The sequence below is a fragment of the Maricaulis virginensis genome (assembly GCF_027922185.1).
Classification (GTDB): domain Bacteria; phylum Pseudomonadota; class Alphaproteobacteria; order Caulobacterales; family Maricaulaceae; genus Maricaulis; species Maricaulis virginensis.
This window is the reverse complement of sequence record NZ_BSFE01000003.1, coordinates 318347-344744: the sequence shown is the minus strand read 5'-3', so window position 1 is coordinate 344744 and position 26398 is coordinate 318347. Positions and strand designations below refer to the sequence as shown.

The window sequence follows — 26398 nt, the reverse complement described above, 5'->3', positions numbered from 1 at the left end:
TCCGTCTGATCAGTCGGCATGCTGGAGGAGAGGTTTGGACCAGGCCATCGGCGCGAAACTGTCGTCCAGCTCGGTCTCGGCGATGTGGTTGGTGTAGTTGGACATGGTTTTCAGCGTCACGCCGGTCACCACGTCGAGCACATTGGCCTTGGTGAAGCCGGCGCGCAGGAAGGCGTCGATATCATGGCGCTCCACCAGGCCGCGCTCGCGCACCATGGCACGCGTGAACTGGTGCAGCGCTTCGAGCCGCGCATCGCTCTGGATCACGCGCCCTTCGCGGATGGCCACCACGATTTCGCGGTCGAGCCCGGTATTCAGGGCGATCGTCGAATCCGCCGCCATGCAATACCCGCAATTATTCTCGAAATCAGTCGTCAGCAGGACGACATTGCGCTCGATCTGCGTCAGGCCGCTGCGTCCGAAAACGGCCGACAGGGTCGCATAGGCATCCAGCGCCGAGGGCGAGGCGGCGAGCTCGCCCATGATGTTGGGGATGAAGCCGAGCCGGGCCTTCACCGAACGCAGGATCGGCTTTGAGTCGGCGGGTGCGGACGTTTCGTCGAAGATCGTGAACTGTGTCATTGCATCGCCTTTCGTGCGACGCCCGGCAGACCGCCGCCGGGCGGTGTGGGTCGGAACTGTCAGAACAGATCCGGGCCCGTTCGGCCCGGAGCGCCGCCCGTCCGGCGGGCTCATGGCTCTCGCAGGCGGCACGGCGTCACACGCATGGGGCACTTATGGGGCAGTTACGCACCCCCTATGGTGCCGTAAGGCAACCATATCACACCCGAACCAAGGCGCCGAGTCCTCCCTCGAACACCGGCCAAAAGAAAACGGGAGCCGCACCGCAGCTCCCGTTCGTTTTCGCAGCATTCCTGATCCGGCTGTCAGCCGCCGAAGCGATGCACATAGGACAGGCCGAAACTGTCGGCCTCACCGAAATCGTCATAATCGGTCCGGGTGTAGTCGAACCGGATTGCGCCATTCTCCCACACCTCATACTGGGCCCCGACACCCCAGGCGATGGCCTGGTCGTCCGTGGAACCGCCATAGGCGAAATTGGCGTCGAACTCGGTCGTCACATAACCCAGACGGCCGAAGACGCTGAAACTGTCGGTGACGGGAAAACGTCCGACGGCAAACGCACCGACGGAGTATTCCAGGTCCAGCGTCGAGATCGCGGCGATGCACACGGCATCCACAGGGCAGGCATTGGCGTCGTCGCCATCAATGCCGATATCGAGCTGGGCCTCGACGCCGAGATAGCGGTTGAAATCATAGCCGCCGCGAATCGTTGCTGCGCCGAGATCGAAATTCTCGAGATCGATACGGCTGTAGCCGGCCGACAGGTTGAAGCCATTGTCAGCCGTCTGCGCGTGGCCGGCCGCAGCCAGACCCGCCCATGCCAGCACGCACGCACTCAGCACTCTGAACATTTTGTATTTCCTCGCATTTGATGCCCTCGCACGTGGAAATTGCCGCCGGCTGGGTGAGCCCGGGCTGAACGCGGCGTTCATCTCGATTACGTGTCCGCAATGAAGAAAAGGCCGCACCCGGCGGGCGCGGCCTTTCGATTCTTCAGATATTTCCAGGCTTTATCTAGCCGCCGAAGCGACGGACGTAGGAAATGCCGTAGGTGTCGGCTTCACCGCCATCGTCGTAGTCATAGCGGGTATAGTCGAGGCGGACGCCGTTATCGCCGGCGAAGAACCATTCGCCGCCGACGCCATAGGCCCAGGCTTCATCGCTGCCGTCATAGTTCAGACCGGCGACTTCCGCATCGAACTCGGTCGTGGTGTAGCCGCCGCGCAGGAAGACATTGGCCTGTTCGTTCGACCAGGGACGCACGACACCGAACCCGCCGAGCGAATAGTCGAGACCGACATCGCCGGTCACGCCGGCCACCGTTACGGACTCGTCGTTGATGCCGATATTGGCCTGGCCTTCAACGCCGAAAAAGCGATTGAAATCGTAGCCACCGCGAACAACGGCCGTGTCCACATCGACATCGTCGAAGTCGAAGCGCTCATAGCCGCCGCCAAGGCGGAACTCACCCTGCTGGGCCGTTGCACCGGCAGTGAGCGCAAGGATGGAAAGGGAGGCAAGGGAAAGGGTACGCAGCATTTTATCAACCTTACTCTGTACTTGGCGTCGTTGCGCCAGTTGCGGGTTCCCAGCCCGTCCCAGAGCTGGGAACGGGCGTCGGGGGTTTCAAGCCGTCCGTCTGCAGACCGTCTGACCCGCACCATGCCCTCCCCGTCATGGCCCGCCTGTCAGACAATCCCGGCTGCAGCCGGATCGCCCCGTCACAACGCGCGAACTGTGATTTTTGGTCTTTCCGTTACATGAAAATCCTGCAAGCCTGCGGTCATGCGTCGTGTTAACGCATGCACAAGAACGCGCTGGACTGTTGCCTGTCCGCGCAGCGCATGCCAAACACGGCCACGATTTTCGACCTGACTAATTTTGGGGGCGTCCATGGGCGATCTCTTCTGGAACAAGGTGGCCGGTGTCCTGATCGGCGCAGTGCTGGCTGTGATGGCCATTACCGAGCTTGGGCACCTGCTGGTTCCCTCGCACGGCGCGCACGAACTGACCGACGAGAACACCTCGTATCCGGTTGACTGGGCCGCAATCGAATCGGGCGGCGGCGAGGCCGAACCGGTCGAGGAAGGCCCGACCGATTACGGCCTCCTGCTGGCCAATGCGGACATCTCCAACGGCGAGCGTGTCGCACGCCGCTGTGCGGCCTGCCACACTTTCGAGCAAGGCGGCGCCAACGGCGTCGGCCCGAATCTCTGGGGTGTTGTGGGCGCGGACATCGCGACCCATGCCGGCTTCTCCTACTCCGCCGCCCTGCAGGCGCTGGAAGGCGAGTGGACCTACGAAGCCCTGAACCACTTCATCGAGAGCCCGGCCTCCTACGCGCCGGGTACGGCGATGTCCTTCCGCGGCCTCAGCGATGAAGCCCAGCGCTTCGACCTGATCGCCTATCTGCACAGCCTGTCGGACAACCCGCTGCCTTTCCCGGACCCGCTGCCGGAAGAGGGCGAAATGACGGAAGAAGTCTCCGACATGGCCGAGCAGGCCGGTGAAGCCATGGGCGACATGGCAGAAGAAGCCGGCGAACAGGCTGCAGAGATGGCGCCTGAGGGTGAGGAACCCGCACCGGCAGAAGATGACACTGCGGGCGAAGAGCCCCAGGAAGGCGGCCACTAGGCTGCTTTCGATACGAACAGAAAAGCCCGGGTCACCTGACCCGGGCTTTTTTGTCACCAGTTGGTTCTGCTGCGTGTCAGAGCGGGCGAACGATCGTGCGGACCGGATTTTCCTTTTCCCGGATCCGCGCTTCGGCTTCAGAGAAAAGCTCCAGCGTGACATCCATGAAGCCGGCATTGGCGTGCAGCAGGTGTTCGGAATCGACCATGATGCCGACATGGCCCGGCCAGAAGACGATATCGCCCCGTTCGCGTGCCTCGTCACCGGTGACGTCCTGCCAGGCGGCCTTCAGCGCGGCCTCCTGCTGATCCGCATCCCGCGGCACATCGATGCCCGCGGCGCGGAGCGCCATCTGCACGAGACCGGAACAATCCAGCCCCAGGCTCTCCTTGCCGCCCCAGAGATAGGGCGCGGCAAGAAAGCTTTCGGCCACAGCGACGAAGTCGCCGGCATGGTCGTCCGGAGCGCCGGTATGGGGCTCGACGACCCAGCCCAGCCCCTCGGCCTCGATAAAGCGGCCCTCGCGTGCGCCTGTGGAAACCAGCGCATTCAGGCTGAGCAGATGGCGCGGAGCCGATTTGATGTCGGGCTTTGAAAAGGCGTAGGTGCGCAATGCGGTGATGCGCCGGTCAGGCTGACGGACCGTCGTGGAGAAGCCTGCAAGGTCGACCCACCCGACATAGCCGCCGGCGCGCGAAAAGCCCCAGCCCCAGCCATCGCGCGCTTCCAGAACCGCAAAGACCTCGCCAGCCAGCACCTGATCGTCCATGGCGCCGTCGGGCGCGGGCGCCCGCCGGATCGGCGCCGCGGCAATCACGGACTGATAGTCGACGGGTTCCACGAAGCGCGCCGCTTCGACCTGCCCCTTCAGATGGGCGGCGGCGAGGTCGGGCCTGGCGGGCGTGAGACGGGGATCCAGGTGGGACATGTGCGGGTTTCCTCGGCGCGGACGGCAACACGTTCGCCATAATCGTACAGGAAGACTGCGCCTTTGACAGTGCGGTGCACCGAGACGTCGCGCTTGTCGTCACGGTCGCGCTTGCGGCGGACAAAGCCCTGCCGCTCGAGCACGTCCAGGGCGCGTGTCACGGCCGGCTTGGGCAGTCCCAGCGAGCGAGACAGATCCCGCACAGCGTGAGGGCCCGGCTGCATGAAGATTGACAATAGCAGCGCGAACTGGCGGGCCGTGAGGTCCGCCGTTTCGCCCTGCAGCGCATCCGCCGACACGCGGCGCATCATTTCAAGCGACGTCATCGCCTGGGATGCCATCCGGCACGCTCCCGTTCAGCCTGCGAATCTCCCGAAGGAGTCGCGGCTAATCCTGAAAGCGCTCCTTGAGCATTTGGTAAACGGCGCGTGCGGCATGCATGTCGCCGCCCTTGGGACGTCCCGGACGCTCCTTCGGATTCCAGGCAAAGATGTCGAAATGCATCCAGGCCGCATCGCCGACGAACCGGCGCAGGAACAGGCCCGCCGTGATCGATCCCGCCATTGGCATGGCGGTCGAGTTCACGATGTCGGAAATCTCGCCGTCGATATCACCCTCATAGCCATCCCACAGCGGCATGCGCCAGACCGGGTCGAACACTTTCACCGCGGCCCCGGCCAGATCGGCAGCCAGATCGTCCTGATCGGTGTAGAACGGCGCCACTTCCGGCCCCAGCGCAACGCGCGCCGCGCCGGTCAGCGTCGCAAAGTCGAGCAGCAGATCGACCTTTTCCTCGGTCGCCCGCGTCAGCGCATCGGCGAGCACAAGCCGTCCTTCCGCGTCAGTATTGTCGACCTCGACGGTGATGCCCTTGCGCGATGTGAGAATATCGCCCGGACGGAAGGCACCGGCACCGACAGCATTCTCGACGGCCGGCACCAGAAGGTGCAGCCGGACCGGCAGGCCCGCCGCCATGATCATGCTGGCCAGACCCATCGCATTCGCCGCGCCGCCCATATCCTTCTTCATCAGGCGCATGAACTGGGCTGCCTTGAGATCCAGACCGCCGCTGTCGAAGCAAACGCCCTTGCCGACGACGGCAACACGCGGATGGCTTTCCTCACCCCATTCCAGCTCGAGAAGGCGCGGCGCCTCGCCGGCCGCCCGGCCGACCGCATGGATCATCGGATAGTTCTGGGCGAGAAGATCGTCACCGCGCACAACCCGCACCGTCGCGTCGAAGCGCTCGGCCAGCGAGCGGAACGCATTCTCCAGGCCTTCAGGCCCCATCCGGTCGGCCGGCGTATTGACCAGATCGCGGGTCAACGTCACCGCACGCACCACGGCTTCTGCTTCCGCAGCGTCGGCCCCCTCGGGCAGGACCAGCCGCGCGGGTTCGCGATCTGCGGGCTTGTAGAGCGTGAAACTGTAGCCGCCCAGCGCCCAGGCGGTTGCTGTCAGGGTCGGGTCCCAGCCTTCGGGCAGGGCTTCGATCTGCCAGTCGCCACCGGCGAGCGCCTTCGCAGCCGCGCCGATCGCAAAGACATCCTTGCCCGGGCCGATGCCCAGCCAGGCGTCGCTGTCGCTGCCGGAGGGAAAGCGTACGACCTGGCCCGGCTTGCCTTCGAAACCGGCCGCCAGGGGACGCAGCGCCTCCGGCAGGGCCGCGGCCATGTCCGCACTGGCCTCCGCCGTTACGAGCCGCAGGGTGAGCGCCGTCCCGCCGGACGCGAATATCGAAGTCATGATCAACCTTTCCCGTGTGCCGCGATGCGGCCGAACTGCGATTAACCCATTCTTGACCGGGCAGGCGCAGATTCAAGAGACGCCCACAGTTGACCGATTCGTATCATGCGACCGATTTACGCCCTTGCCCCGCTCGTCTTCCTTGCCGTTTCGGCCTGTGCCACCACCACGGCGCCGACCGAACAGGAACAGGCCGTCATCGACACGATGAACGCCAATACGATCGTGCCGGCCTCGCAGACCGAACGCGACGCTATCCGCAGCCAGGATCTTCTGACCCAGGCCGCATTCTGGGCCGAGGCTCACGAACTGAACCCGTCGGACCTGGAAGCCGCAACCGAGCTTTCGGGCACGCTGCGCCAGCTGGGAAATCACCGCCGTGCAGCCGAAGTGGCGCAGCAATCGCTCGCGCTTTATCCCGATAATGCACCGCTATTATTCGCCTATGGCAGTGCCATGGCCGCCGCAGGACGCGGTGCGGGCGCGATGGAGGCCCTGCGCCGGGCGACGCAGATCGATCCCGGCAACTGGCAGTATCTCAACGCCCTCGGTATAGCGCAGGAGCAGGCCGGCCAGCCGGGCCCCGCCCGGGCCAGCTTCCAGGCCGCGCTCGAGCTGCAGCCGGGCAACCCGTCCATCCTGTCGAATATCGCGCTGTCCTACATGGCAGCCGGCGAGACCGAGACTGCCGAGCGGATGCTGCGCGAAGCGATGATCCGTCCGGGCGCCGATCCGACGGTCCGCCAGAATCTCGCCCTCGCCATGGCCCTGCAAGGCCGTTTCGAGGAAGCCGAAACGATGGCGCGCGTCGATGTCTCGCCGCAGATGGCCGAGGCCAACATGGCCTATATCCGCTCGATGCTGACATCGCGCCGGCGCTACGACGCCGTGCGCGCCGACTAGACCTCAGCCTTCGACATACTCAGCGTCGTATTCGATCGGGAAGTTGACCGACCGGGCGATGAAGCAGAAACGGTGCACCTCCTTGTGCAGCGTGTCGGCTTTTGCAGTGTCGGTTCCAGGCTCCACCGAAATTCGCGGCCGCAGCGTTGCTCTCAGGAAACGGCCCGACCCGTCGGGCATCGTCTCGCCCACCCCGTCCGGGTTGTCCTCATACCCGGTCACCACAATCCCCGCCGAACTGGCGAGATGCAGATACCAGAGCATGTGGCACGCCGACAGCGCGCCGAGGAGCATGTCTTCCGGGTTGGGGAGGCCTGGGTCGCCACCCAGCAGCGGATCGTTGGAACAATGGATGACCGGCTTGCCGGGCGTCTCGACATTCCAGGTCCGGTCATAGCCCTTGTAGGTCCGCGTTCCCTCGCCCCGGTCACCGGTCCAGACGATTCGGGTTGTGTAGACGTGTTCCCGGCTCATGCGATCGGTTCCCTCGTTTGTCCCGGATCCGGCTGTCCGCTAGCGCAGAAAGCCACGCCGGTGCAGATAGGCGAGCGCGCATACCGCCACAAGATGGCCGATGAGATGGATGTAGCCGCTCAGATCGTTCGCCATTTGCGGGATCGAGGTCATCATCACCCAGTCTGCGATGCCCGGCACCAGGCAGAAGACGAGAAGCGGCAGCGCCAGGCGAGCCCGCAGGACCAGCGCGGTGAAAGCCGCAATGAAGCTGGCACATGCCGCAACGAACACGGCCTCGTGCAGCAGGGTGGTCTGGCTGTAATACCCGTAGGCGTCGAAAGCGATGAGGTCCGGCGGCCAGATCTCCAGGCGGACCGCAATATCGACAATGCCCCAGAACGCGTAGGACAGCGCCTGTCGGCCCACCAGAAGGAGCGCAATCGCGAAGACGACCCAATCGGCCCGCTTCGACCCGAGAAAGCGCCGGATGGACATCGACTGCGCCCGAACGCTCGCCTTTTGGGTCTTCGCCTTCACGTGTCAGCCAACGCTGAGAGGCGGCGGAGGGGGCGGAGGCGGCGGCCCGTCCTCATTGTCCTCGACATGCTTGAGAGGAAAGTCCTTGCGCAGGATGGGCGAAACCAGCGTGTGATCGAAGCGGAAGTCTTCCACCATGTCCCGCAGCTCTGTCGGCGCCCGGCCGGTCTTCGAGGCCTCGGTTCCGCGATAGAGCGCAAAGAGCTTGAGATAGTTCTTGTCGTCGCGCGACAGGGATGTGTCGTCGAGACGTCCGCATATCGTGACCAGGCGCTGCAGCCCCGCGCGGCGCTTGCCGGCTTTCAGCTCGATCATCGCGGTCGCGAGACCAACCTTCCAGCCCATATCGGCATAGTGGGTCTTCGGCGCGGCAGACAGCGCCTTGCGGGCAGACTGGACATCGTCAGCCGACAGGGCCTGCATGGCCTCGCCAACGGCGCGGTCGGCAGCGCGGATGTCCTCGCGGATGGCTTCTTCCGTCTTGCGGCCCGAAAACATGGGCTGTGTCCACCTGTGCAGCGTGCGGCGAGTCACTCAAATAACGCGCCAGAACGAATTTTCACAGGCTGTTAAAGCGGATAATCGCCGGTCCGAGAATGACAACGAACAGAACCGGCAGGAAGAACACGATCATCGGCACGGTCAGCTTGGCCGGCAGCGAGGCGGCCTTTTTCTCGGCAGTTGCCAGCCGCATATCGCGATTTTCCTTCGCCATGACCCGCAGGGCCTGTCCGAGCGGTGTACCATATCGTTCGGCCTGAATCAGGGAGGTACACACAGCACGCACACCGGGATGGTTTGTGCGCTTGCCGAGATTCTCGTACGCGGAGCGCCGATCCTGGAGATAGGACAGCTCGGCCGTTGTCAGAGAGAGTTCCTCGGCGAGTTCGATGGACTGGGATCCAACCTCGGTCGACACCTTGTGGAAGGCGGCCTCGATCGACATCCCGGACTCCACACAGATCAGAAGCAGATCGAGCGCGTCCGGGAAGGCCCCCATGATGGATTGCTGCCGCTTCTGGGCGGCGTTGCTCAGATACACGTTCGGCGCGTAGTAGCCCAGCAGGCCCAGACCGAAGGCCAGACACCAGCGGGTGATCGTCGGAAGGCCGAAATCATTGATCATGAAGACGTAGGTCGCCGTGCCCGCAAACAGGATGATCGGCGAAGCCAGACGGAAGAAGTAGAAGGCGACGGCGGGCTTGTTGCCACGCAGGCCCGCCTGCTGCAGCTTGTCCTGCAGATCGGGGTCCTCGAAGGCCTTCTGCAGGTTCAGCGCATCCACGACCTTGCGCATCAGGCCCTTGGCTTCGGCTCCGCGGATCGAACTGTTGCGGCTGGACTGCTCGATCGCCTCACGGCTCTTGCGGCGCAGCTCCTCACGGCGATTGCGCACGCCCTTGATCCGCTTGTCGAGCGAGTTCGTGTTCATGGCCGGCGCCGCCAGCGTGACGATGGTCGCGAACACGAGAACGGCAGAGATCATCATCACCAGATTTTCCGGCGAGATCAGGAAGTCACGGATATCGGCGAAGTCGAGCCCGAACATGCCGCCCTCAGATCTTGAAGTTGATCATGCCGCGCATGACCATAATGCCGAGGAACATCCAGAAAGCACCGCCCAGCAGCATCAGCTGGCCTGTGGGGTGCTGGAACATCTGCCCCATATAGGACGGCGTCGTCGCATAGACGATGCCCAGAACGCCCGGCGGCAGCGAGCCGATGATGAAGGCCGACGACTTGGCTTCGGACGAGAGCGCGCTGATCTTCTCGCGCATCATCTTGCGTGACCGCAGCACGGTGGCGAGATTGCCCAGGGTTTCGGCAAGATTGCCGCCGGTCTTCTGCTGGATCACCAGCACCGTGCGGAAGAAGTTCACCTCGGGCAGCGGCATGCGCTCGCACATGCGATCAAGTCCGTCCGCCAGTGTCACGCCGACTGCAATGCCCTCGACCAGCTTCTCGAACTCCGTGCGGACCGGTTCCGGCGACTCGGTCGCCAGGATTTTCAGACACTCGTTCAGTGGCAGGCCGGATTTCACACCGCGCGTGATAACGTCGAGCGAGTTGGCGAACTCCGCCGTGAACTTCTTCTGGCGACGTCCGCACAGGAAACCCAGCCACCAGCGCGGCAGGCCGAAACCGCTGATCAGCGTGATCGCCGCCAGAACCAGCAGGTTCTGGCCGGTGATGAATGCGATCAACGCACCGGTGAGCGCGGCCCCGGCCGAGATCATCCAGAAAACGCTCGGCGAGAATGACATACCGGCCTGACGGATGCGCGCCTTGATGGTCAGCGACTTCTTGCGCTGGTCGCGCTGGCGCTGCTCCATGTCCTTAAGGGATTCCTGGACCTGGCGTTTACGTTGGGCAGCCTGGTCGAGCGCTGCCGTCTGGCGCTTGCCCCGCACGAGCTGGCCGTCGCCCACCGCCCGGGTAATGCGCTTTTTCGACTGGGCATCGCCCATCGAACCGACGGCGACCCAGCCGACACCGCCGACGGCGACAAAGGCCGCAACGGCTGCAAGCAAGAAGGCCATGTCCGGATTCATGCGTCAGGCCTCCGCTGCGTCGAGTGCGTTGGCGAGTTCGCGCTCCAGACCGAAATAACGGGCGCGGTCCCAGAATTTCGGACGGGCGATACCGGTCGAGGCGTGCTGACCGATGATCCGGCCGTGCTCGTCCTCACCCTGGATCTCGTACAGGAAGAGGTCCTGGGTGACGATGACATCGCCTTCCATACCGACCACTTCGGTGATGTGGGTGATTTTACGCGAGCCGTCGCGAAGGCGCGCGGCCTGCACAACGACGTCGATCGAGCCGACGATCATCTCTCGGATCGTCCGCGTCGGCAGGCTGTAGCCCCCCATGGTGATCATGGATTCGATCCGCGACAGGGCCTCGCGCGGCGAGTTGGCGTGCAAGGTGCCCATCGAACCGTCATGGCCGGTGTTCATGGCCTGCAGAAGGTCGAACGCTTCCGGGCCACGCACCTCGCCGACGATGATGCGTTCCGGACGCATACGCAGACAGTTTTTCACCAGATCGCGCATCGTCACCTGCCCCTGGCCTTCCAGATTCGGCGGACGCGTTTCCAGGCGCACGACGTGCGGCTGCTGCAGCTGCAGTTCCGCGGCGTCCTCACAGGTCACCACGCGCTCGTCTTCCTCGATAAAGCCCGTCATGCAGTTCAGAAGCGTCGTCTTGCCCGAACCGGTACCGCCGGAGATCAGCACGTTACAGCGGCTGGCGCCGATGATTTCGAGAACCTTGGCGCCTTCCGGCGTGATGGAGCCGAACTCCACCAGGTTCTTCATCTTCAGCTTGTCTTTCTTGAACTTACGAATGGTCAGCGTGGGACCGTCCAGCGCCAGCGGCGGGGCGATGACGTTGACACGCGAACCATCCATCAGGCGCGCATCGCAGATCGGCGAGCTCTCGTCGACCCGGCGGCCGACCTGGCTGACGATCCGCTGACAGATATTCATCAGCTGGGCGTTGTCCCGGAAGCGGATATTGGTCCGCTCGACCTTGCCGTTCACTTCGATAAAGACGTCGTCGGCGCCATTGACCATGATATCGGCGATATCGTCACGCGCCAGCAGGGGTTCGAGCGGGCCGAAGCCCAGCACGTCATTGCAGATGTCCTGGAGCAGCTGTTCCTGCTCCGCGATCGACATGGCGACATTCTTGATCGAGATGATCTCGGTGACGATGTCGCGGATTTCCTCGGCCGCGGTCTCGTTGTCGAGGCGGGCCAGCTGGCCCAGATCGATCGTGTCGATCAGCGCATTGAAGATCGTCGTCTTGATCGCGTAGTACTCTTCCGACCGGCCATTATCGGCGGGCGGGCGGGCCCGGGCGGCTGCAGCGGCCACAGCCGCCGGCCTGGAAGGCTTGGGGGCCTGGAAGGTCTGTACAGACGGTTTCGGCGCAGTCTTGGCTGCAGGTTTGGACGCGGGAGCAGGCGCACGACGACGTTCGGCGCCTGCATCGCTGCGAGGCGCCTCCTTGACCTCCGCAGGCGGCGGGGCCGGTGTCGTCGATTGGGTGGTGGGACCTCCGGCGCGCTTGCCGAACATGGCTGACTAGCCTCCGAACATCTTTCCGAACAGGGAACGCGAACGCTGCGGCGTACTCGCACGGCCACTGACCAGACCGGCCAGGTGGGTGAAGCCTTCCGCCGCCTTGGACTTGGCATCGAGCTCGGTGATCATCTGGCCGTTATTTGCCGCCTTTCCGAACAATTGCGGCTCGAACGGCAGGACGAGGGCCGGCTGGGTGCCCAGCGCTTCGGCGAAGTCCTTGACCGGAATCTCCGGACGCTTGGGCATGCCGGCCATGTTGATCACGACCTTCGGCGGCTCGTCATTCGGACGCGCGCTGGTGATCAGGTCGAACAGGTTCTTCGCATTGCGCAGGGATGCCAGGTCCGGCGTCACCGTGACCACGACCTGGTCGGCACTGAGCAGGGTCTGCTTGACCCAGGGCATCCAGATGTGCGGCAGATCGAGCGCCATGAACGGCGCCTGGCGGCGCACCTTGTCGAGCACCATTTCGTACTCGGCCGGCGAGAACTCCCAGTCCTTGTCCAGCGTGGCCGGCGCCGAGAACAGGCTGAGCCGTTCCGTACAGCGCACCAGCAGACGATCGAGCAGGGCATCGTCCAGGCGATCGGGCTCGGCCAGGGCATCACCCAGCGTCTGGGCCGGATCCTGGTTGAAGTCCAGGCCCGCCGTTCCGAACGACAGGTCCAGGTCGACCAGAACAGCGTCGGTCTGGATGCCTTCGGTCAGGGCCCAGGCGCAATTGTGCGCGACGGTCGACGAACCCACACCGCCCTTGGATCCGATGAAGGCGATCGACTTGCCGGCGAAGGGCTGATCGGGATCGAGGAAGAGCTCCGAGATCGTGCGGATCAGGTGCAGCGGCGTCATCGGCGGCACCAGATACTCGCTCACCCCGCGCTTCATCAGCTCGCGATAGAGACCGATATCGTTCGCGGCACCGACGATGATCACCTTGGTGTCCGCATCGCAGACGCCGGCCAGCTCCTCGAGCTGGTCGAACAGGCCCCGCCCGCGCATGCCGCTCTCGACAATCAGCAGGTTGGGTGTCGATTCATCGTGATAGCGTTCGATTGCAGCCGGCAGACCGCCGAGTTCGACGGTGACATGCGCTTTCGCAAGACGGCGGTCATTGCCCGCATTGTGAACCAGGGCGCCGGTCTCCGGACGCTCGCAGAAGGCAGCGACCGTGATGCGCGGCACCGGCTGGTCGGAGACTTCGCCATCGACCTCGCCATAGAAGGCACCGCTTGCCCCGACAGGCGCGATTTCGTCGTACATGCCCTCATACTCGGCCGCGCTCGGATCGAAGGGCGCGCGCGGTGCGGGGCTGGCCGGATAGTCGCCATCCTCGAAGTCGTCCTCGTCTTCGAGGAACGGATCATCGCCTTCGTCGTCATAGGCTGAACCGAACCCGCCCTGGGGCGCATTCATGGCCGGTGCAGGACGCGCCGGGGCCGACTCGCCGAGCAGCATGCGCTCAACGTCCTCGGCCTCCAGGAACGGATCATCCCCGTCATCCAGCATCGGATCGGCCTTGAGGGCTCTGTTTGCGTCGTTCATCATTCGCGCCTTTCGCCCCCTAGTTTTCGCTGACTTCCGAGACCGCGCCGCTCTCGTGATCGGAGCGCTCGCTCGCGGTCGATTCCCCGGCCCGATACGCATCAAGCACGGTCTGCCGCCGGCCCGTATCCGGCACCCCCATGGTTCTCGGCGCCACCAGATCACGCGGATCGGCGATCATGGCGGCGAGATTGGCGGCCATCGCGCAGCCGAAATTGCTGTGTCCCTGATTGTCGCGCTCGACAGCGAGGTTATCCCAGCTGGTTCCGCATTCAGGCGCGACCGCTGCATAGCGGCGGAAGGAGAAGATTACCTGCCCGTCCATGCCTCCCCGGGCCTCATACGCACCGCCGGCGATCTGGCGCCAGTCAATGCCCTGTTCGTAGAGGAAGGTCCGCGCCTCGGCGATGGCGCCGATCGCAGCGTCCTGGCTGCTGCCGCCCTGGGGATAGCTGATCACGAGCGGGCCATGGCCACGCGCCTTGTACTCGCTGGCGATCGCCGCCAGCTGGCTGCGTTGCTGCCATGTCAGACCATTGTCGCGCGGATCGATCATCATCTCGCTGCGGAATGTCTCCGCGACGGCGGTCGCGCGCGGCAGACCGACATCGGCACTCGGGGTCGATGCGCAAGCCGTGAGAGCGGCAAGCAAAGCCAGGGCTGCGAAACTTGTACGGAACGCCGTCATGACCAACTCCACCTACTCGAACAGATAGCCGACCGGACCGGACCAGGACTGGTCTCCGGTATCCGAGCCGGGCACGGAATAAACCTGGTTGATCCGGTTGAAGAGGAAGGCCGTCGCCTCGTGCGGCGTGCGATAGCCATCGGCCGGGGTATTCAGCTGGTTCGGATTGGCCGGGTCGACCAGATAAGGCGTGACCAGCACGACCAGTTCGGTTTCCTGGTTTTCAAAGTCACGCGAACGGAACAGCGTGCCCAGGACCGGCAGATTACGGACACCCGGGACCCCGTCGAGATTCTGCCGTGTCTCTTCCTGGATAAGACCGGCCAGCACGAGGCTGCCGCCGGAGGGAAGTTCCACCGTCGTCTCGGCCCGGTTCACATTCAGTGCGGGAATGGTCAGGCCGGGCACGGTGCCGATTACTTCGCCGGCATCGTTCACGACCAGGCTTTCCTGGGCCGTCAGGGCGCCCTGCGTCGTCAGTTCGGAAACCTCCGTCGAAATGCGCAGACTGATGCGCCCTTCCGAAAGGACCACAGGCGTAAAGCCCAATCCCACGCCAAACGGTTTGAACTCGATGATGACGTTGCCGTCGCGATCGCGGCCAACCGGAACCGGAAATTCGCCACCCGCCAGGAAGTTGGCCGATTCACCCGTGATCGCAGTCAGATTGGGTTCGGCCAGCGTGCGGACCAGACCGACTCGTTCCATCGCCTGCAAGAGAGTCGAGACATCGGTTACGCCGGTAGGGTTCCCGCTGGTCCATTCCAGCAGGGCACCCATTCCGCCCAGAAAGGACCCGACCTGCGAAAATTGCGGCTCCGTCTCGACCTGGAAACCGAATTCGCCGGTATTGCCGCCCGCAGTCAGATTGACGCCCAGCTGGCGAACGATGGTCCGGCGCATCTCGACGATGCGCACTTTCAGCATCACCTGCTCGCGCGCCTGGACCGAGATCATGGACAGAATGTTTTCCGGATCGTCGACCCAGCGCTGGGCGATGCGCAGGGCGGCGTCGGCGTCTGAAGCGCTCGGCACAGAGCCGGACAGCACAATATGGTCATTCATGGCCTCGGCCTGGACGCGCGCATTCGGCAGGAAGCGCTCCAGCGCGTCCTGCAACGGCGCCAGATCGCGCTCGACGCGCAGGTTGAGATCGAGGATCAGCTGACCGTCCGCGTCGAAGAAGAAGGCATTCGTCTGGCCGATGCCCATGCCCATCAGATAGGCACGGCGCGGTGTGCGCACGACGGCGTCAACGACTTCGGGATTGGTCACGAGCACATCGGCAACATCGACCGGCAGATGGACCACTGCAGCCTTGGACAGCGGCAGGTCCAGATTCTGCGATACCGGACCATCGCCAGGCTCTCGGATGTAGACCTGCATGGTGTTGCCGCGTTCGGTACCGGGCGCCTGGGCCTGGACCGGAGCGGCAACCGCCATCGCGGCGAGAAGGATCAGGGAGCGGATCATCGCGTCAGTCCTCACTCGTCTCCGGCCAGCGCGATTTGCTGGGCATGGCCGTAACGGATCAGCGTCACCTGGTTCGTGCGCGGTGACAGGCTTTCGGTCATCCCATCGGCGTCAGCCACTTCGCCGCCTGTCACAAGGACAGGACCGCCTTCATTGTCTGTCAGGCTGCGCAGCACGAGGCTCACCTCGCCGCGCGCAACCGCGACGGCGACGGCACGGGCCTGGTCCGGGGTCAGCTCGAGCGTGGCGGTATCGCCGACGACATTTTCCTCGCCCTCGCCATCACCGAACATCTCATCGATGGCCAGCACGCGTGCATTTTCCACGATGGTGCGCGCGACAAAGGCCCGGCGGCCGCCGCGGGCGCCTTCCCCGTCATCCTCGAAAGAGACGATGACATCGACGCGGTCATTGGGAAGAATGAAACCGCCTGCGCCGCGCTCGGCCGAGATCGGCACGGCCACGGCACGCATTCCAGGCGACAGGACCGCCGCCATGAAGCCGGCATCGCCGGGCTGCACCAGGCGGCGGCCGGTTATCGGTTCACCCTGGGCAATCGGTGCGCGAACAACGGAACCGGCAAAATCCTCGATGCCCTGCCCCTGTCCTTCGACGATATAGCCGTTGGAAACGGCCTCTTCGGGCCAGGCCTGCCAGTAAAAATCTGCCGCGCCCACACGGGCGCCCGTCGCCAGGTCGTTGCGCGCTGCAAGGATGCGAACAGCCGGGCGCTCTTCCTGAACCTGCACGACCTGCGGAGCGTCGGACCCCGACATGGCCTGCTTTACGAAGAAGGCCACGGCGATCGCTGCGATCGCGGCGGCGGCAAGAATGGCAATACGGACCGCGTTCATGGGACGCTTCGAACCTCTTGGGCGCACGAATACGCCCCACAGGAGAAGCCGAATTCCTCAAAGTCGCGTTAATGCTATCGGGACAATCCGTTTGAACTCGGGATTTTTCAGCATGTGCCGGTAATTCCGGATGATTCGCTTGCACGGCAAGGTTTAAGCCCCCCGGTCCCGGGCACTCAGACGGCCGCAAACAGCGCGCTTCCCGGCAAGGTCCACAAGGCACCCGCGGCGATCGCGATTCCATAGGGGACCGGGGCGCCTTCCGCGATCGCGGTTCGCGCAACCCATCCGGCCGGAAGGTCGAAAACGGGAACCATGCGGCGGATGCCGATCAGAAGCAGAACCAGAACACCGCCGGCGAGCGCAGTGTGGAAGGCAAAGGCCGCCAGATCCGTCCACCCCATCCAGAGAGCGGCCGCAGCAATCAGCTTGGCGTCACCGCCGCCGATCCAGCCCGGCGCAAAGAGCGCGAACCCGAAGACGAGGGCGACAAGTCCGGCAAGGACATGCAGGCCGGCATCGGCCCAGCCCAGTCCGGCCGCCAGGGCAACAAGCGGAAATCCGGCGGCGATGAGGCCGCACAGCCAGTTGGGAATTGTAAAGCGGACCGCGTCGGAAAACGCGGCGGCCACCATCAGGCCGGCAAAGGCGAGCAGCAGGATATCGGTCAGCATGGTTTCCCTCCTGGACGAGAGCGATGCTGCCGCAAAGGCCTTAATATCGGGTTGGCATTACGACAGGGCCGCGCAAGTCACGGCCAGACAAGTAAAAAAAAAGGGCCGCCCTTTCGGGGCGGCCCTTCCACTGCACAGGGCAGTTTTTACGCGTCTTAGTTGACCGCGTCCGACACCGTCGTGAAGCCGGTGTTGATGCCCGTACCGAGCGTGGTCACGGCGCCGATGATGACAACGGCGATGAGCGCGGCGATCAGGCCGTACTCGATCGCGGTGGCGCCAGATTCGTCTTTGAAAAAGCGAGAAACGAGTTTCATTGTTCTACTCCCGTGTAGGTACCTCACCATCAGGAGCCGATCCGTCCCGACCCCTCCTGAACGAGGCCCATCAAACACGAGAACGCTTTCAGTTCAGTAAAAATACGTGCTTAACAAAATCTGTACGAACACCAATCTTCGCTATAGTTAACATTGAAATAACAATACCGTCCGATTTCAAAAACAAATACGCGCAGCGCCGTTTAGAAAAGATTCAGACGCGCGCGCGAGACTGGAGGCCATGTTCAGCTGACCGGGACGGAGTGCCCATCATGTTCTACAGGACCGCCGCCGCATTCACCTTGGCCATCGCCTGCACGATGCCGGCCGCTGCCAGCGAGATCTCCGTCGCCGTCGAGCATGCACAGGTCGTACGTCTGCCCGGTGAAGCGTCTGCGATTGTGATCGGCAATCCCTCGATCGCGGATGCCCTGGTCCATGACGGCCGCACCCTGGTCGTGACCGGACGCCTGCAGGGCCGCACCAATGTCATCGCCCTGGATCGCGTCGGCCGCATTATCTACTCGCGCGAGATCGTGGTGACCAATCCGGTCGAGGGTCAGGTCGCTTATTTCCGCGGCACGGATCGCCATACACTCTCCTGCGGCGATGTCTGTGAAAACGTCCCGCGCGTCGGCGACGCGGACGAACGCTTCAACCAGCTGACCGCGGCCCAGCAAGCCCGCCTCAGAACGGCCGAGGCCGGGCTGGGTGATGGCGGCGGCCAACCGCAATAGTGGCACCGCAGAACGGAGGCGCAGCATGACCTGTTCTGGCCACCCGACCTGTTCCGGCTTTGCGGCAAGCCGCACGCGCGCATTGCTGCGCAGGTTTGCCCGAAACCGCTCCGGCGTCGCAGCGGTCGAGTTCGCGTTGATCGCCGCCCCTTTCTTTTTCCTGCTGTTCGCGATGATCGAGATTGCGGTCGTGTTCTTTCTCGGCTCGGTCCTTGAGAACGCAGTACTGGAAACCGCCCGCGACATCCGGACCGGCCGCGCCCAGTCTTCCGGCATGTCCCAGGCCGCGTTCCGTACGGCCGTATGCGACCGCATTGTGGTGCTGGGCACCTGCGACAATGTCGAGATCGACGTGCGGGTCTTCGAAGACTTCGACAATGTCGACCAGTCCAGCCCGATCGAGGACGGCGCCATCAACACGGATGATTTCGGCTTCGATCCCGGCGATGCCGGTGACATCGTCCTGGTCCGCGTTTTCTATCGCTGGCAACTGCTGACACCGGGCTTTACCGGTGCCCTGGCGAATATGAGCGGAAACCAGCACCTGATCACGGCGGCCACCGTTTTCCGCAACGAGCCCTTCGATGACTAGTTCGCTGACGCACCGCCTGCACCGCTTCTGGCGTGACTGCCGCGGCCTTTCCGCCGTCGAGTTTGCGCTGATCGCACCGGTGATGATCCTGCTCTATCTCGGCGCCGTCGATCTCAGCCTGGTGCTGTCGATTGACCGGAAAGTCACGAGCGCGGCCAGCGCCCTTGCCGATCTCGTCGCCCAGGACGACATCATAACCGACGACGAAATGGGTGAAATTCTCAATGCGGGCGCTGTCATTCTTGCGCCCTTTGACCCGACGCCCATGCAGATCCGCGTGTCCAGCGTGATGATGGACACTGGCGGAGACGTCGAGGTGCAATGGTCGGACGCACGAGGCATGTCGCCCTATTCGGAAGGAGCCGGTGTGGCGATACCCGGTGGCATCCTGCAGCCGAACCGCTCCATCATCATGGTCGAAGTGAATTACGAGCACGAGACGCTGTTCAGCGAGCTCGGCCTGTCGCGCTTCAACCTGAATGAGGCTTTCTATCTGCGTCCGCGGCGTTCGCTCGTCGTGTCACGCGAATAGCGCGGCAATCCGCGGCGGCAAATCCCCGCTGCCCAGCGGCACCCCGTCCAGCGATACCACGGGCACTGCGCCAATCGCGGCATTGGTGACGAAGACGGCATCGGCCTGCACCAGCTCGCCCGGCTCGTAGTTTCCCGCCTCGACGGGAATGGAATCGAGGATCTCGGCCCGCACGGTTCCGGCCAGCACACCGCAACGCAGATCCGGCGTGAAGACATCCTCCCCGCGCGTCCAGAACAGGTTGGCACAATCGCCGCCGGAGAGATTACCCCGGGTGTCGAGCAGAAGCGCCATGTCGGCGCCGGCGCCGCGGGCCTGCCGCCGCGCCTGCAGATTGTCCATATAGCTCAGCGTCTTGTAACGTGCCGCAATACTCGCGGGAGACCGCCGGATCTCACTCAGCGCCAGGCGGTATTGCGCAGGCGGCGGTGTGAAAGGCGCCGCCGACAGGGCCAGCGACGGGATGATCTCGTCCGGCCGGTCCAGACCGCGTGGCCCCGGCCCGGCGGTGAGTGTCAGCCGAACCACCGCATCCTTCAGGGCATTCTCGGCAACGAGCTCGGCAATGAGACCGGCAATGCCCTCCGGGTCCTTCGGACCGGGCAGGCCGAGATCTGCACAGCTGCGCGACAGCCTCTCCATGTGACGGTCAAAGCGCAGCACCCGGCCGCGCATGACGCGCATGGTCTCGATCAGCCCGTCGCCCAGCAGCGCGCCCCGGTCATTGAGCGCCCAGGCCTTGCGGGTCTCCTCGATCCAGTCGCCATCCTTGAATGCGATACCGCTCATTCCGCCTCCACGCCGAAAGCCCGGCGCAGGGCCGAGGCCTTGGTCAGGGTTTCCTCGTATTCTGCCTGCGGATCGCTGTCGGCGACAATGCCGCCGCCCGAACGCACACTGGCCCGCCAGCGCCCGCCGGACCGGCGCAGTGCCGCCGTGCGGATCATGACGTTGAGATCGAGCGCCGCCGATCCGTCGATCCAGCCGAGCGCACCGCAATAGGGACCGCGCGGTTCGCCCTCGAGTTCGGATATGATTTCCATGGCCCGGACCTTGGGAGCGCCCGTGATCGAGCCCGGCGGGAAGCTGGCGGCCAGAAGATCGAAGACATCGTGATCCGCGGCCAGCTCGCCTTCGACGACGGACACCAGATGGTGCACATTTGCGTAGCTTTCCAGGTCACATAAGTGTGGCACAACGACACTGCCCGACCGACATACGCGTGACATATCGTTACGCATCAGATCCACAATCATCAGGTTCTCGGCGCGGTCTTTCGCACTCGCGGACAGTTCGGCGGCGAGCGCGGCGTCGGCGTCCGGATCGGCCGCGCGGCGGCGGGTGCCCTTGATCGGCCGCGCCTCGACCCGGCGGTCCCGGACCTTCAGGAAACGTTCCGGCGAATTGGTCAGAACCACCCGGTCGGCGTCGAGCCGTAGAAAGGCCGCATGCGGCGCCGGACTGTCCGCGCACAGGCGGCAGAAGACCGCCCAGGGCGTGTCGTCTTCCGCCAGTTCGATATCGAAGGCCTGGGACAGGTTGACCTGGAACACGTCGCCGGCATGGACATAGTCGCGGGCCCGGCGGGCGGCGTCGAGATAGCGCTCGCGGCTCCAGCGGGGCTCCAGCCGGCCGCCGGTGACAGAGGGGGGCAAGGCAAGTTCGCCTTCCCCCAGCGCGCCGGCCAGCCGGTCGACCGCCCCGGCGGTTTCGCCGTGAACCCGGCAGGTCCCGGCTTCCCGGTCGAACTCGGCCCAGGCGGGATAGCGGGCCATGGCCAGCATCGGCCAGCGCGGATCGAGATGCGGCAGGCGTTCGAAGGCGGCAGCGAGGTCGTAGCCGAGAAGCCCGGCGTGAAGCCCGCCCCGCGTTCGCGCGGAGTCAGCCAGCGCGTCGAACCCGGCCCGGCCCTCGCCATCGAAGACGGCGTCCGGAAACGCAAAGATCCGCGCCCGGCCGTTGCGGCCGTCATGCAGCAGCAGGGCGTGCGGCTCGCCGGCCAGCGGCGCGAAGGCCGCCAGCGGGTCCCGCCAGGGCAGGTCGATCGATTGGCCCGTCATGTCATGCGCGCCATGGCCGCTCTCAGGACGTCAGCCAGCGTTCGCGCAGCGCCTGACGCTCGGCTTCGGTAATCCCGAGCTGACCGGTCACATAACTGCCGGTATCGCCCATCGTGCGAAAGGCCTCGGCGAGATAGTCGGCATCCACGCCCAGGAAGACCTGCATGATTTCCGCCGGCATCGCCTGGCCGTACTGCTGCACGGAGCGCTCCTGGATGCGCGGGATCAGGCTTTCGAAATCCACCGCCTCATTCGTCAGCAGATAGTCCGCCATGACGGTATCCCGGTCGACGCCGAGCTCCTCCAGGATCAGCGCGCAGAATATCCCCGTCCGGTCCTTGCCGGCAGCGCAGTGAACCAGGAAACCGCCATCCGCCTCGCCCGAGGCCAGCGCCCGGTAGCCTTCGCGGTAAACCTCCTGATTGCACGCCTCCATGGGGATGCGGCGGTAGGCCGACAGCATGTAGTCGCGCACGGCCTCGGGCGTATGGACGCCCTTGCGCATGAAGGCGAGATGCGGCGGTTCGCCGGCATCGCCCAGATCCGAGGCGATCACCCGCACGGCCATGTCTTCCGGCCAGGCCGAGGGTTCGTTGGTGCGTTCGCGTGCCTTGCGCAGATCGGCGACGACGCGGATACCCAGCTTGCGCATGATCTCCAGATCGGCTGCCGTGGCGCGGCTGTGATGGCCGGAGCGGTAGAGTCCCCCGCGCACTTTCGCGCCATCGGCGGCGTCATAGCCGTGGAAATGGCGGAAGTTATGGACGCCTTCAAGCGGTGTAATCCGTGTCATGCCATGGAGGTACGCAATCCGCACCGCCGCGGCAAGAGGGGCATCAGGCGTGCAATCCGCGCCGGCCAGGCGGCCAGCGCAGGATCAGCCATTCCGCCACCAGGAGATTGCCGACCCAGCACAGCCAGGCGGCGATGCCGTAGGCGGCGGCGAATTCCATATCTGCCGCGACGGCCAGAAGAAGTGTTTCTGCTCGCAGCGTCACGCCGGAGAAGGCGAGTGCATAGGAGCGGATCATCCAGCGGCGGTGCTGCAGGAGATCACCGGCGATGACAGCGCGGATGCCGGTCGCCGTCGCGATGAACCAGAGCACCGCAAGCATCGCGAAGGCCGCCTTGTTGGATGGCGGGCCGAAAGCATGCCCGGACAGCGCCAATCCGCTTGCAGACGCGCTGACGACGGCGAGCGCATAGACCCAGCCATTGATGCGATGCAGGACGGGCCGGCGTTCACGCAGGCCGCGCAGGAACTGGACCGGCCCGGCCAGCAGCGCCAGCATGCCGCCCGCCACATGCACCAGCAGCGCCGTGCGATTGGCCGCGTAGACGGCGGCCTGTTCCTCGAACGGGTAAGCATCGGCCGAAGCCATGAAATAGCGCATCGACACGGCACACACGGCCAGCGCCGACAGAAAGACGAGCATGAGCACATAGCGGCGGGAACGTCCGGACATTTATGTCTCCGGTGAACAGAGCGTGATCAGGTGAAGTGGGTACCGGTTCACCGGTTCGAGCACGCGACCACTCAAGTCGAGCGTGATCAGGTGAAGTGGGTACCGGTTCACCGGTTCGATCACGCGACCGCTCAAGTCGAGCGTGATCAGGTGAGGTGGAAACCGGTTCACCTGTCGATCACGCGACCACTCAAGATCCTGCTCCAGCGGCGCGGGGGCGGTCGCAGACCGGCCCCGCCCCGGCGGATCAGAAGCGGACCATCAGCCCGAGAAAGGCGCCATAGCGGGCATCCGCGTCGATGATCGAACTGTCACGGCCGGTATCCGGGATGGCCTCGACCTCGATCGCGCCGACAATCGCGACGCGCTCGGTCAAGGCATAGCGCCCCATGGCCGCCATGAAGGGCGCAACACTGTCATCGGCGCTATAGGCGGCGCGGCCGGGCCGGACCTCGTCGGCATAGATGCCATACATATAGGTGCCCAGATCGCTGTCGCGCCAACAGGCCCCGGCCTCCGCCGAGATCGCGAAACGGGAGGTCAGCGCCGTTTCCGCTGCGACCGACAGGGTGACCTCCTGCCCCTCATGCTTGCCGGAAAGGTCTGCGAGATAGGCCAGGGATAAGGTCACCGGACCGCTGGCGGCGGACACACGAAAACCGCCATCGACGGCAATGTCGCGCTCGATATCTTCCAGCCCGCTCACATCGCCCGGCTCGGCGAACTGCCAGCGCGGCGCAACCAGCGCTTCCAGCCGGAACGCCTCACCGCGGTAGAACGCCACGGCGGCTCCCTCGGGACTTACCGAGAGCCAGTCATTCTCGTAGGCGATGTAGGGGATGGCCGTGGCTTCGACATCGTCATCGGCGCCCAGATAGGGATTGGAGTTGACGACAACGCCCAGACCGGCCGTCCACCGGGGTTCGGCGTCCTGGGCAGAGGCCACAGCCGCCAGGCAAGGGAAAGCCAGTCCGGCCGCGAGGGCCATGGCCGGGAAGCAAGCGGATTTCATGATCGGATACACCTTATACAGTTCGGGGATGGCCCGCTGCACCAGGCTGGGGATGAAGAGCTGAACGGTGCGGCGGACCGCCCGTCTTGTGCCGCGCCGTCGCGGCCGGGTCGTCCGGACGGTCACGCCGGGACGCGGAAATGTCCGGACGCTCACGCCCGGACACCGCCGGCAGATCTATTCTGCCGGTGAAGCCTCGATCCGCGGCAGCCCGTCCGGCCAGTCCGCGGCGGGCTGGCGGCGCCAGGCGCTGGGCGTGGTGCCGGTGTGCTTGCGGAAGGCGGCGTTGAAAGTGGAGCGGGAGTTGAACCCGGTCTCGTGCGCCACGTCCAGAACGCGCGCGCCCTGCCCCAGGCGCTGGCAAGCCTCGGCGATCCGCCAGGCATTGACGTAGTCGAAGAAGTTCCGGCCCAACCGGTCATTGAGCGTCTGGGAGATATAGTTCTGGGAGACCCGGATCGTGTCGGACAATTGCCGCAACGAGAGCGCCGGATTGCGGTAGAGACGCTGCTCGCGCATGGCCGTTTCGATCCGGGCGGCGATCCGGTCCATGCGCTGTGCGTCCAGCGCCGAGCGGGTGTATTTCGCCGCCTCTGCCGGAGCCGGCCCGGTGCGGCCGGGAAAGATCTCGCCCTGGCGGATGCCGAAGAAGGCGAAGGCAAACACCCATCCCATTTCCAGAATACTGGCCAGCGGTCCCTGCCATTGCGGCACCTGGTCGTCGAGCCGCCAGAGCGTGCTGGCGGCGCCCCAGATCCAGGCGGCCGACAGGACCAGCAGGACCGCGCGCACCCAGTTCAGCGACTTGTCCTCGATATTGGCGAACAGGTTCCGCAGGCTGCGCATGTGCGCGAGAAGGCCCCGGAAGGCGAGCATCAGAGAGGCCAGCGCGATTATCAGGAAGAGGACGCCCAGAATGGCCGGGACCGCCGATGCAAACATTGCTGGCATGTCGGCGCCTGCTAGGATGGCCAGCTTCTCCTCGCCCGGGCGCAGGAAGAAGGGCAGCGCGATCAGATAGCCGGCCGGGACCGGCCAGGCGTAGCGGGCAAGGCGCGCCGGCGTCATCGGCGGGCGCCCGGCGGCGGTCATGTCGCGGACATAGAGCAGGATGGCCGGACCGATGATCACGATAAGCGGCCAGGCCAAGGCAATGCTCCAGGGATGCAGCGCGTATCCGCCTGCATGCATGTAGAGTTCGTCGAGCTCCGAGACCGCGGTCGCCAGGAAGAAAAGCGCCAGTCCCAGAGCCCGCATCCGGGCGTCATGGTCGCGGGACAGGAGCAGGAGCGCGGAAAAGACCGCAATAGCGGCCGTCATCGCGCCGATCACGATCTGCAGGAAGTCCAGCGCTGACAGATCAAGCGGCACATACTGACCGAGCATTGGGGACCCCCGGGACGTTTCGCGCCAGTTTAGCGCAAGGGTGGCGGACCGGAACCGTCAGGCCTGCGCAATCGTGAAACAACCCTGGTCCGGCTTCTCTGCGCGAAGTTCTTCGAGCAGGCGGCACTGGACGGGAATGTCCCAAAACGTCGGATCATTGTCCTTTCGCACGAAGCGGCCGGCGGCTAGCGTCGCAGCATGATGGCCGACACGCGACGTATCGTCTTCTTTATCGTGGATGGGTTCCAGCCGCTTGATCTGTTCGGGCCGCTGGAAGCGTTTGCAGCGGCCAATGCGCTGTCATGTCCCCGCTACGAGCTGCAGATTGCCGGTTTCACCGCCGGTCCCACGCTCACCGAAACCGGCGCCAAAATCGTCGTCGATGTACCGATCGACACGATCGCGACGCTCGATACGCTGGTCCTGGTCGGCGGTACCGGACCACGGCAGCTCACGCTCAACGGTGCGCAAAAGGCCGAATTGCGACGCCTGTCGACTGCCGCCCGGCGCACCGCGGCGGTCTGCACGGGAAGCTTCATTCTCGCACAGCTCGGTATTGCGGACGGGTGCCGCGTGACGACGCACTGGCGCCACGCGGCCGAGCTTGCGCAGATGAACGAGGGCGTCACGGTCGATCCCGGTGCGATCTTTACCCGTGACGGGCCGATCTGGTCGTCGGCCGGCGTCACCGCGGGCATCGACATGGCGCTCGCGATGATTGCCGAAGATGCCGGCCCGGCAGCATCGGCGGGCGTTGCACGGCAGCTCGTCGTCTACATGCGCCGGCCGGGCAATCAGATGCAGTTCTCCGAGTCACTGCTTGCCCAGTCCGGCACCACCGGGCGGCTGGCAGACGTGATCGCCTGGATTGCCGACAATCTGGCCTCGCCGATCGACGTGGAAAGCCTGGCGGCGCGGGCATCGATGAGCCCGCGCCAGTTCGCACGCGTCTTTCGCAAGGCGACAGGCGCCAGTCCGGCCCAGTTCGTGGAGCGGCTTCGTGTCGATCAGGCACGGGCTCTTCTGGCGGAAAGCCAGGTGCGGATCAGCGATGTCGCCGCGGCGGTCGGATTTCGCAACGTCGACACGTTTCGCCGCGCATTCGAGCGCCGGTTCGCCATTTCCCCGTCAACCTACCGGGCGCAGTTCACGATCGAGGACGGTACGGCTCCCTCCGAGCCGTAGGGC

Annotated in this window: 30 protein-coding genes and 1 pseudogene; 6 read left to right on the top strand and 25 right to left on the bottom strand. The window is 64.7% G+C overall.

Translation table 11 applies throughout. The annotated features are described in order from the left end of the window. Window positions 1–9: 9 nt before the first annotated feature. The 4 genes from PKE71_RS07650 to PKE71_RS07635 form a co-directional block, all read right to left on the bottom strand. Window positions 10–582 (bottom strand): carboxymuconolactone decarboxylase family protein, encoded by a 573-nt coding sequence (locus PKE71_RS07650; protein ID WP_271186363.1) that lies wholly within the window; start codon window positions 580–582, stop codon window positions 10–12. Between the two features lie 305 nt (window positions 583–887). Then, a complete protein-coding gene (locus PKE71_RS07645) occupies window positions 888–1436 on the bottom strand; it encodes a porin family protein (RefSeq protein WP_271186362.1) in 549 nt (182 codons plus the stop codon). Between the two features lie 163 nt (window positions 1437–1599). After that, a complete protein-coding gene (locus PKE71_RS07640; RefSeq protein ID WP_271186361.1) occupies window positions 1600–2124 on the bottom strand; it encodes a porin family protein in 525 nt (174 codons plus the stop codon). A 182-nt stretch (window positions 2125–2306) separates the two neighbouring features. Next, complete coding sequence (locus PKE71_RS07635) at window positions 2307–2480, bottom strand: hypothetical protein (RefSeq protein WP_271186360.1); 174 nt, start codon at window positions 2478–2480, stop codon at window positions 2307–2309. On the opposite strand from PKE71_RS07635, the gene PKE71_RS07630 reads away from it, so the two are divergent. Further along, window positions 2479–3219, top strand: coding sequence for a c-type cytochrome (locus PKE71_RS07630; protein ID WP_271186359.1), 741 nt, complete (start codon window positions 2479–2481; stop codon window positions 3217–3219). The two genes, PKE71_RS07635 and PKE71_RS07630, sit on opposite strands and share 2 nt — an antisense overlap. A gap of 76 nt (window positions 3220–3295) precedes the next feature. Here PKE71_RS07630 and PKE71_RS07625 read toward each other — a convergent pair whose 3' ends face one another. The 3 genes from PKE71_RS07625 to PKE71_RS07615 all read right to left on the bottom strand — a co-directional run bounded on the left by PKE71_RS07625 (window position 3296) and on the right by PKE71_RS07615 (window position 5893). Further along, the gene (locus PKE71_RS07625; RefSeq protein ID WP_271186358.1) at window positions 3296–4147 is read right to left on the bottom strand and encodes a C40 family peptidase; all 852 of its coding nucleotides are present in this window, start codon (window positions 4145–4147) and stop codon (window positions 3296–3298) included. After that, window positions 4087–4473 carry a MarR family transcriptional regulator gene (locus tag PKE71_RS07620; protein ID WP_271186357.1) on the bottom strand — a complete coding sequence of 129 codons (387 nt, stop codon included), beginning with the start codon at window positions 4471–4473 and terminating at the stop codon, window positions 4087–4089. The genes PKE71_RS07625 and PKE71_RS07620 overlap by 61 nt, the downstream gene beginning before the upstream one ends. Window positions 4474–4534: 61 nt before the next feature. Continuing rightward, window positions 4535–5893, bottom strand: a complete 1359-nt coding sequence (locus PKE71_RS07615) for a leucyl aminopeptidase family protein (RefSeq protein WP_271186356.1) — start codon at window positions 5891–5893, stop codon at window positions 4535–4537. A gap of 105 nt (window positions 5894–5998) precedes the next feature. Between PKE71_RS07615 and PKE71_RS07610 the strand changes: the two genes are divergently transcribed. Beyond that, window positions 5999–6796: a tetratricopeptide repeat protein gene (locus PKE71_RS07610; protein ID WP_271186355.1), complete on the top strand. Its 798-nt coding sequence runs from the start codon at window positions 5999–6001 to the stop codon at window positions 6794–6796. A gap of 3 nt (window positions 6797–6799) precedes the next feature. Here the strand turns inward: PKE71_RS07610 and PKE71_RS07605 are convergent, their stop codons facing one another. From PKE71_RS07605 to PKE71_RS07550, 12 genes and pseudogenes are all read right to left on the bottom strand, one after another. After that, window positions 6800–7270, bottom strand: coding sequence for an OsmC family protein (locus PKE71_RS07605; protein WP_271186354.1), 471 nt, complete (start codon window positions 7268–7270; stop codon window positions 6800–6802). A 39-nt stretch (window positions 7271–7309) separates the two neighbouring features. Further along, a complete protein-coding gene (locus PKE71_RS07600) occupies window positions 7310–7747 on the bottom strand; it encodes a hypothetical protein (protein ID WP_271186353.1) in 438 nt (145 codons plus the stop codon). Between the two features lie 45 nt (window positions 7748–7792). Continuing rightward, the gene (locus PKE71_RS07595; RefSeq protein ID WP_271186352.1) at window positions 7793–8287 is read right to left on the bottom strand and encodes a hypothetical protein; all 495 of its coding nucleotides are present in this window, start codon (window positions 8285–8287) and stop codon (window positions 7793–7795) included. A 61-nt stretch (window positions 8288–8348) separates the two neighbouring features. Then, window positions 8349–9338, bottom strand: coding sequence for a type II secretion system F family protein (locus PKE71_RS07590; protein WP_271186351.1), 990 nt, complete (start codon window positions 9336–9338; stop codon window positions 8349–8351). A gap of 7 nt (window positions 9339–9345) precedes the next feature. Continuing rightward, window positions 9346–10341 carry a type II secretion system F family protein gene (locus PKE71_RS07585; RefSeq protein ID WP_271186350.1) on the bottom strand — a complete coding sequence of 332 codons (996 nt, stop codon included), beginning with the start codon at window positions 10339–10341 and terminating at the stop codon, window positions 9346–9348. 3 nt (window positions 10342–10344) lie between these two features. Beyond that, window positions 10345–11871: a CpaF family protein gene (locus PKE71_RS07580; RefSeq protein ID WP_373878797.1), complete on the bottom strand. Its 1527-nt coding sequence runs from the start codon at window positions 11869–11871 to the stop codon at window positions 10345–10347. Window positions 11872–12180: 309 nt separating this feature from the next. Further along, window positions 12181–12726, bottom strand: a pseudogene (locus tag PKE71_RS17630) (AAA family ATPase); the annotation flags it as partial. 712 nt (window positions 12727–13438) lie between these two features. Then, window positions 13439–14107 (bottom strand): CpaD family pilus assembly protein, encoded by a 669-nt coding sequence (locus tag PKE71_RS07570; protein WP_271186347.1) that lies wholly within the window; start codon window positions 14105–14107, stop codon window positions 13439–13441. Window positions 14108–14119: 12 nt separating this feature from the next. Beyond that, window positions 14120–15580 (bottom strand): type II and III secretion system protein family protein, encoded by a 1461-nt coding sequence (locus PKE71_RS07565; RefSeq protein WP_271186346.1) that lies wholly within the window; start codon window positions 15578–15580, stop codon window positions 14120–14122. A gap of 11 nt (window positions 15581–15591) precedes the next feature. After that, window positions 15592–16434 (bottom strand): Flp pilus assembly protein CpaB, encoded by an 843-nt coding sequence (gene cpaB / locus PKE71_RS07560; protein WP_271186345.1) that lies wholly within the window; start codon window positions 16432–16434, stop codon window positions 15592–15594. 176 nt (window positions 16435–16610) lie between these two features. Continuing rightward, the gene (locus PKE71_RS07555) at window positions 16611–17108 is read right to left on the bottom strand and encodes an A24 family peptidase (protein ID WP_271186344.1); all 498 of its coding nucleotides are present in this window, start codon (window positions 17106–17108) and stop codon (window positions 16611–16613) included. A gap of 155 nt (window positions 17109–17263) precedes the next feature. Then, window positions 17264–17425: a Flp family type IVb pilin gene (locus tag PKE71_RS07550; RefSeq protein WP_271186343.1), complete on the bottom strand. Its 162-nt coding sequence runs from the start codon at window positions 17423–17425 to the stop codon at window positions 17264–17266. A 272-nt stretch (window positions 17426–17697) separates the two neighbouring features. On the opposite strand from PKE71_RS07550, the gene PKE71_RS07545 reads away from it, so the two are divergent. From PKE71_RS07545 to PKE71_RS07535, 3 genes are read left to right on the top strand one after another with little or no spacing between them, the layout of a single operon-like run. Next, window positions 17698–18162 carry a pilus assembly protein N-terminal domain-containing protein gene (locus tag PKE71_RS07545; protein ID WP_271186342.1) on the top strand — a complete coding sequence of 155 codons (465 nt, stop codon included), beginning with the start codon at window positions 17698–17700 and terminating at the stop codon, window positions 18160–18162. A 25-nt stretch (window positions 18163–18187) separates the two neighbouring features. After that, window positions 18188–18754: a TadE/TadG family type IV pilus assembly protein gene (locus tag PKE71_RS07540; RefSeq protein ID WP_271186341.1), complete on the top strand. Its 567-nt coding sequence runs from the start codon at window positions 18188–18190 to the stop codon at window positions 18752–18754. Next, window positions 18747–19286 carry a TadE/TadG family type IV pilus assembly protein gene (locus PKE71_RS07535; protein ID WP_271186340.1) on the top strand — a complete coding sequence of 180 codons (540 nt, stop codon included), beginning with the start codon at window positions 18747–18749 and terminating at the stop codon, window positions 19284–19286. Before PKE71_RS07540 ends, PKE71_RS07535 begins: the two co-directional genes overlap by 8 nt. On the opposite strand, the gene PKE71_RS07530 is transcribed toward PKE71_RS07535, so the two are convergent. The 6 genes from PKE71_RS07530 to PKE71_RS07505 all read right to left on the bottom strand — a co-directional run bounded on the left by PKE71_RS07530 (window position 19275) and on the right by PKE71_RS07505 (window position 25210). Next, a complete protein-coding gene (locus PKE71_RS07530) occupies window positions 19275–20075 on the bottom strand; it encodes an aminotransferase class IV (RefSeq protein WP_271186339.1) in 801 nt (266 codons plus the stop codon). The genes PKE71_RS07535 and PKE71_RS07530 overlap by 12 nt on opposite strands. Next, window positions 20072–21346 carry an aminodeoxychorismate synthase component I gene (gene pabB / locus PKE71_RS07525; protein WP_271186338.1) on the bottom strand — a complete coding sequence of 425 codons (1275 nt, stop codon included), beginning with the start codon at window positions 21344–21346 and terminating at the stop codon, window positions 20072–20074. Before pabB ends, PKE71_RS07530 begins: the two co-directional genes overlap by 4 nt. Before the next feature lie 22 nt (window positions 21347–21368). Next, the gene (locus PKE71_RS07520; RefSeq protein ID WP_271186337.1) at window positions 21369–22139 is read right to left on the bottom strand and encodes a tyrosine-protein phosphatase; all 771 of its coding nucleotides are present in this window, start codon (window positions 22137–22139) and stop codon (window positions 21369–21371) included. Window positions 22140–22182: 43 nt separating this feature from the next. Continuing rightward, complete coding sequence (locus PKE71_RS07515) at window positions 22183–22812, bottom strand: DUF2306 domain-containing protein (protein WP_271186336.1); 630 nt, start codon at window positions 22810–22812, stop codon at window positions 22183–22185. A gap of 247 nt (window positions 22813–23059) precedes the next feature. Then, a complete protein-coding gene (locus tag PKE71_RS07510; RefSeq protein ID WP_271186335.1) occupies window positions 23060–23824 on the bottom strand; it encodes a MipA/OmpV family protein in 765 nt (254 codons plus the stop codon). A 177-nt stretch (window positions 23825–24001) separates the two neighbouring features. Next, window positions 24002–25210 carry a helix-turn-helix domain-containing protein gene (locus PKE71_RS07505; protein WP_271186334.1) on the bottom strand — a complete coding sequence of 403 codons (1209 nt, stop codon included), beginning with the start codon at window positions 25208–25210 and terminating at the stop codon, window positions 24002–24004. Between the two features lie 198 nt (window positions 25211–25408). Between PKE71_RS07505 and PKE71_RS07500 the strand changes: the two genes are divergently transcribed. After that, the gene (locus tag PKE71_RS07500; RefSeq protein WP_271186333.1) at window positions 25409–26395 is read left to right on the top strand and encodes a GlxA family transcriptional regulator; all 987 of its coding nucleotides are present in this window, start codon (window positions 25409–25411) and stop codon (window positions 26393–26395) included. The last annotated feature ends 3 nt before the right edge of the window (window positions 26396–26398 follow it).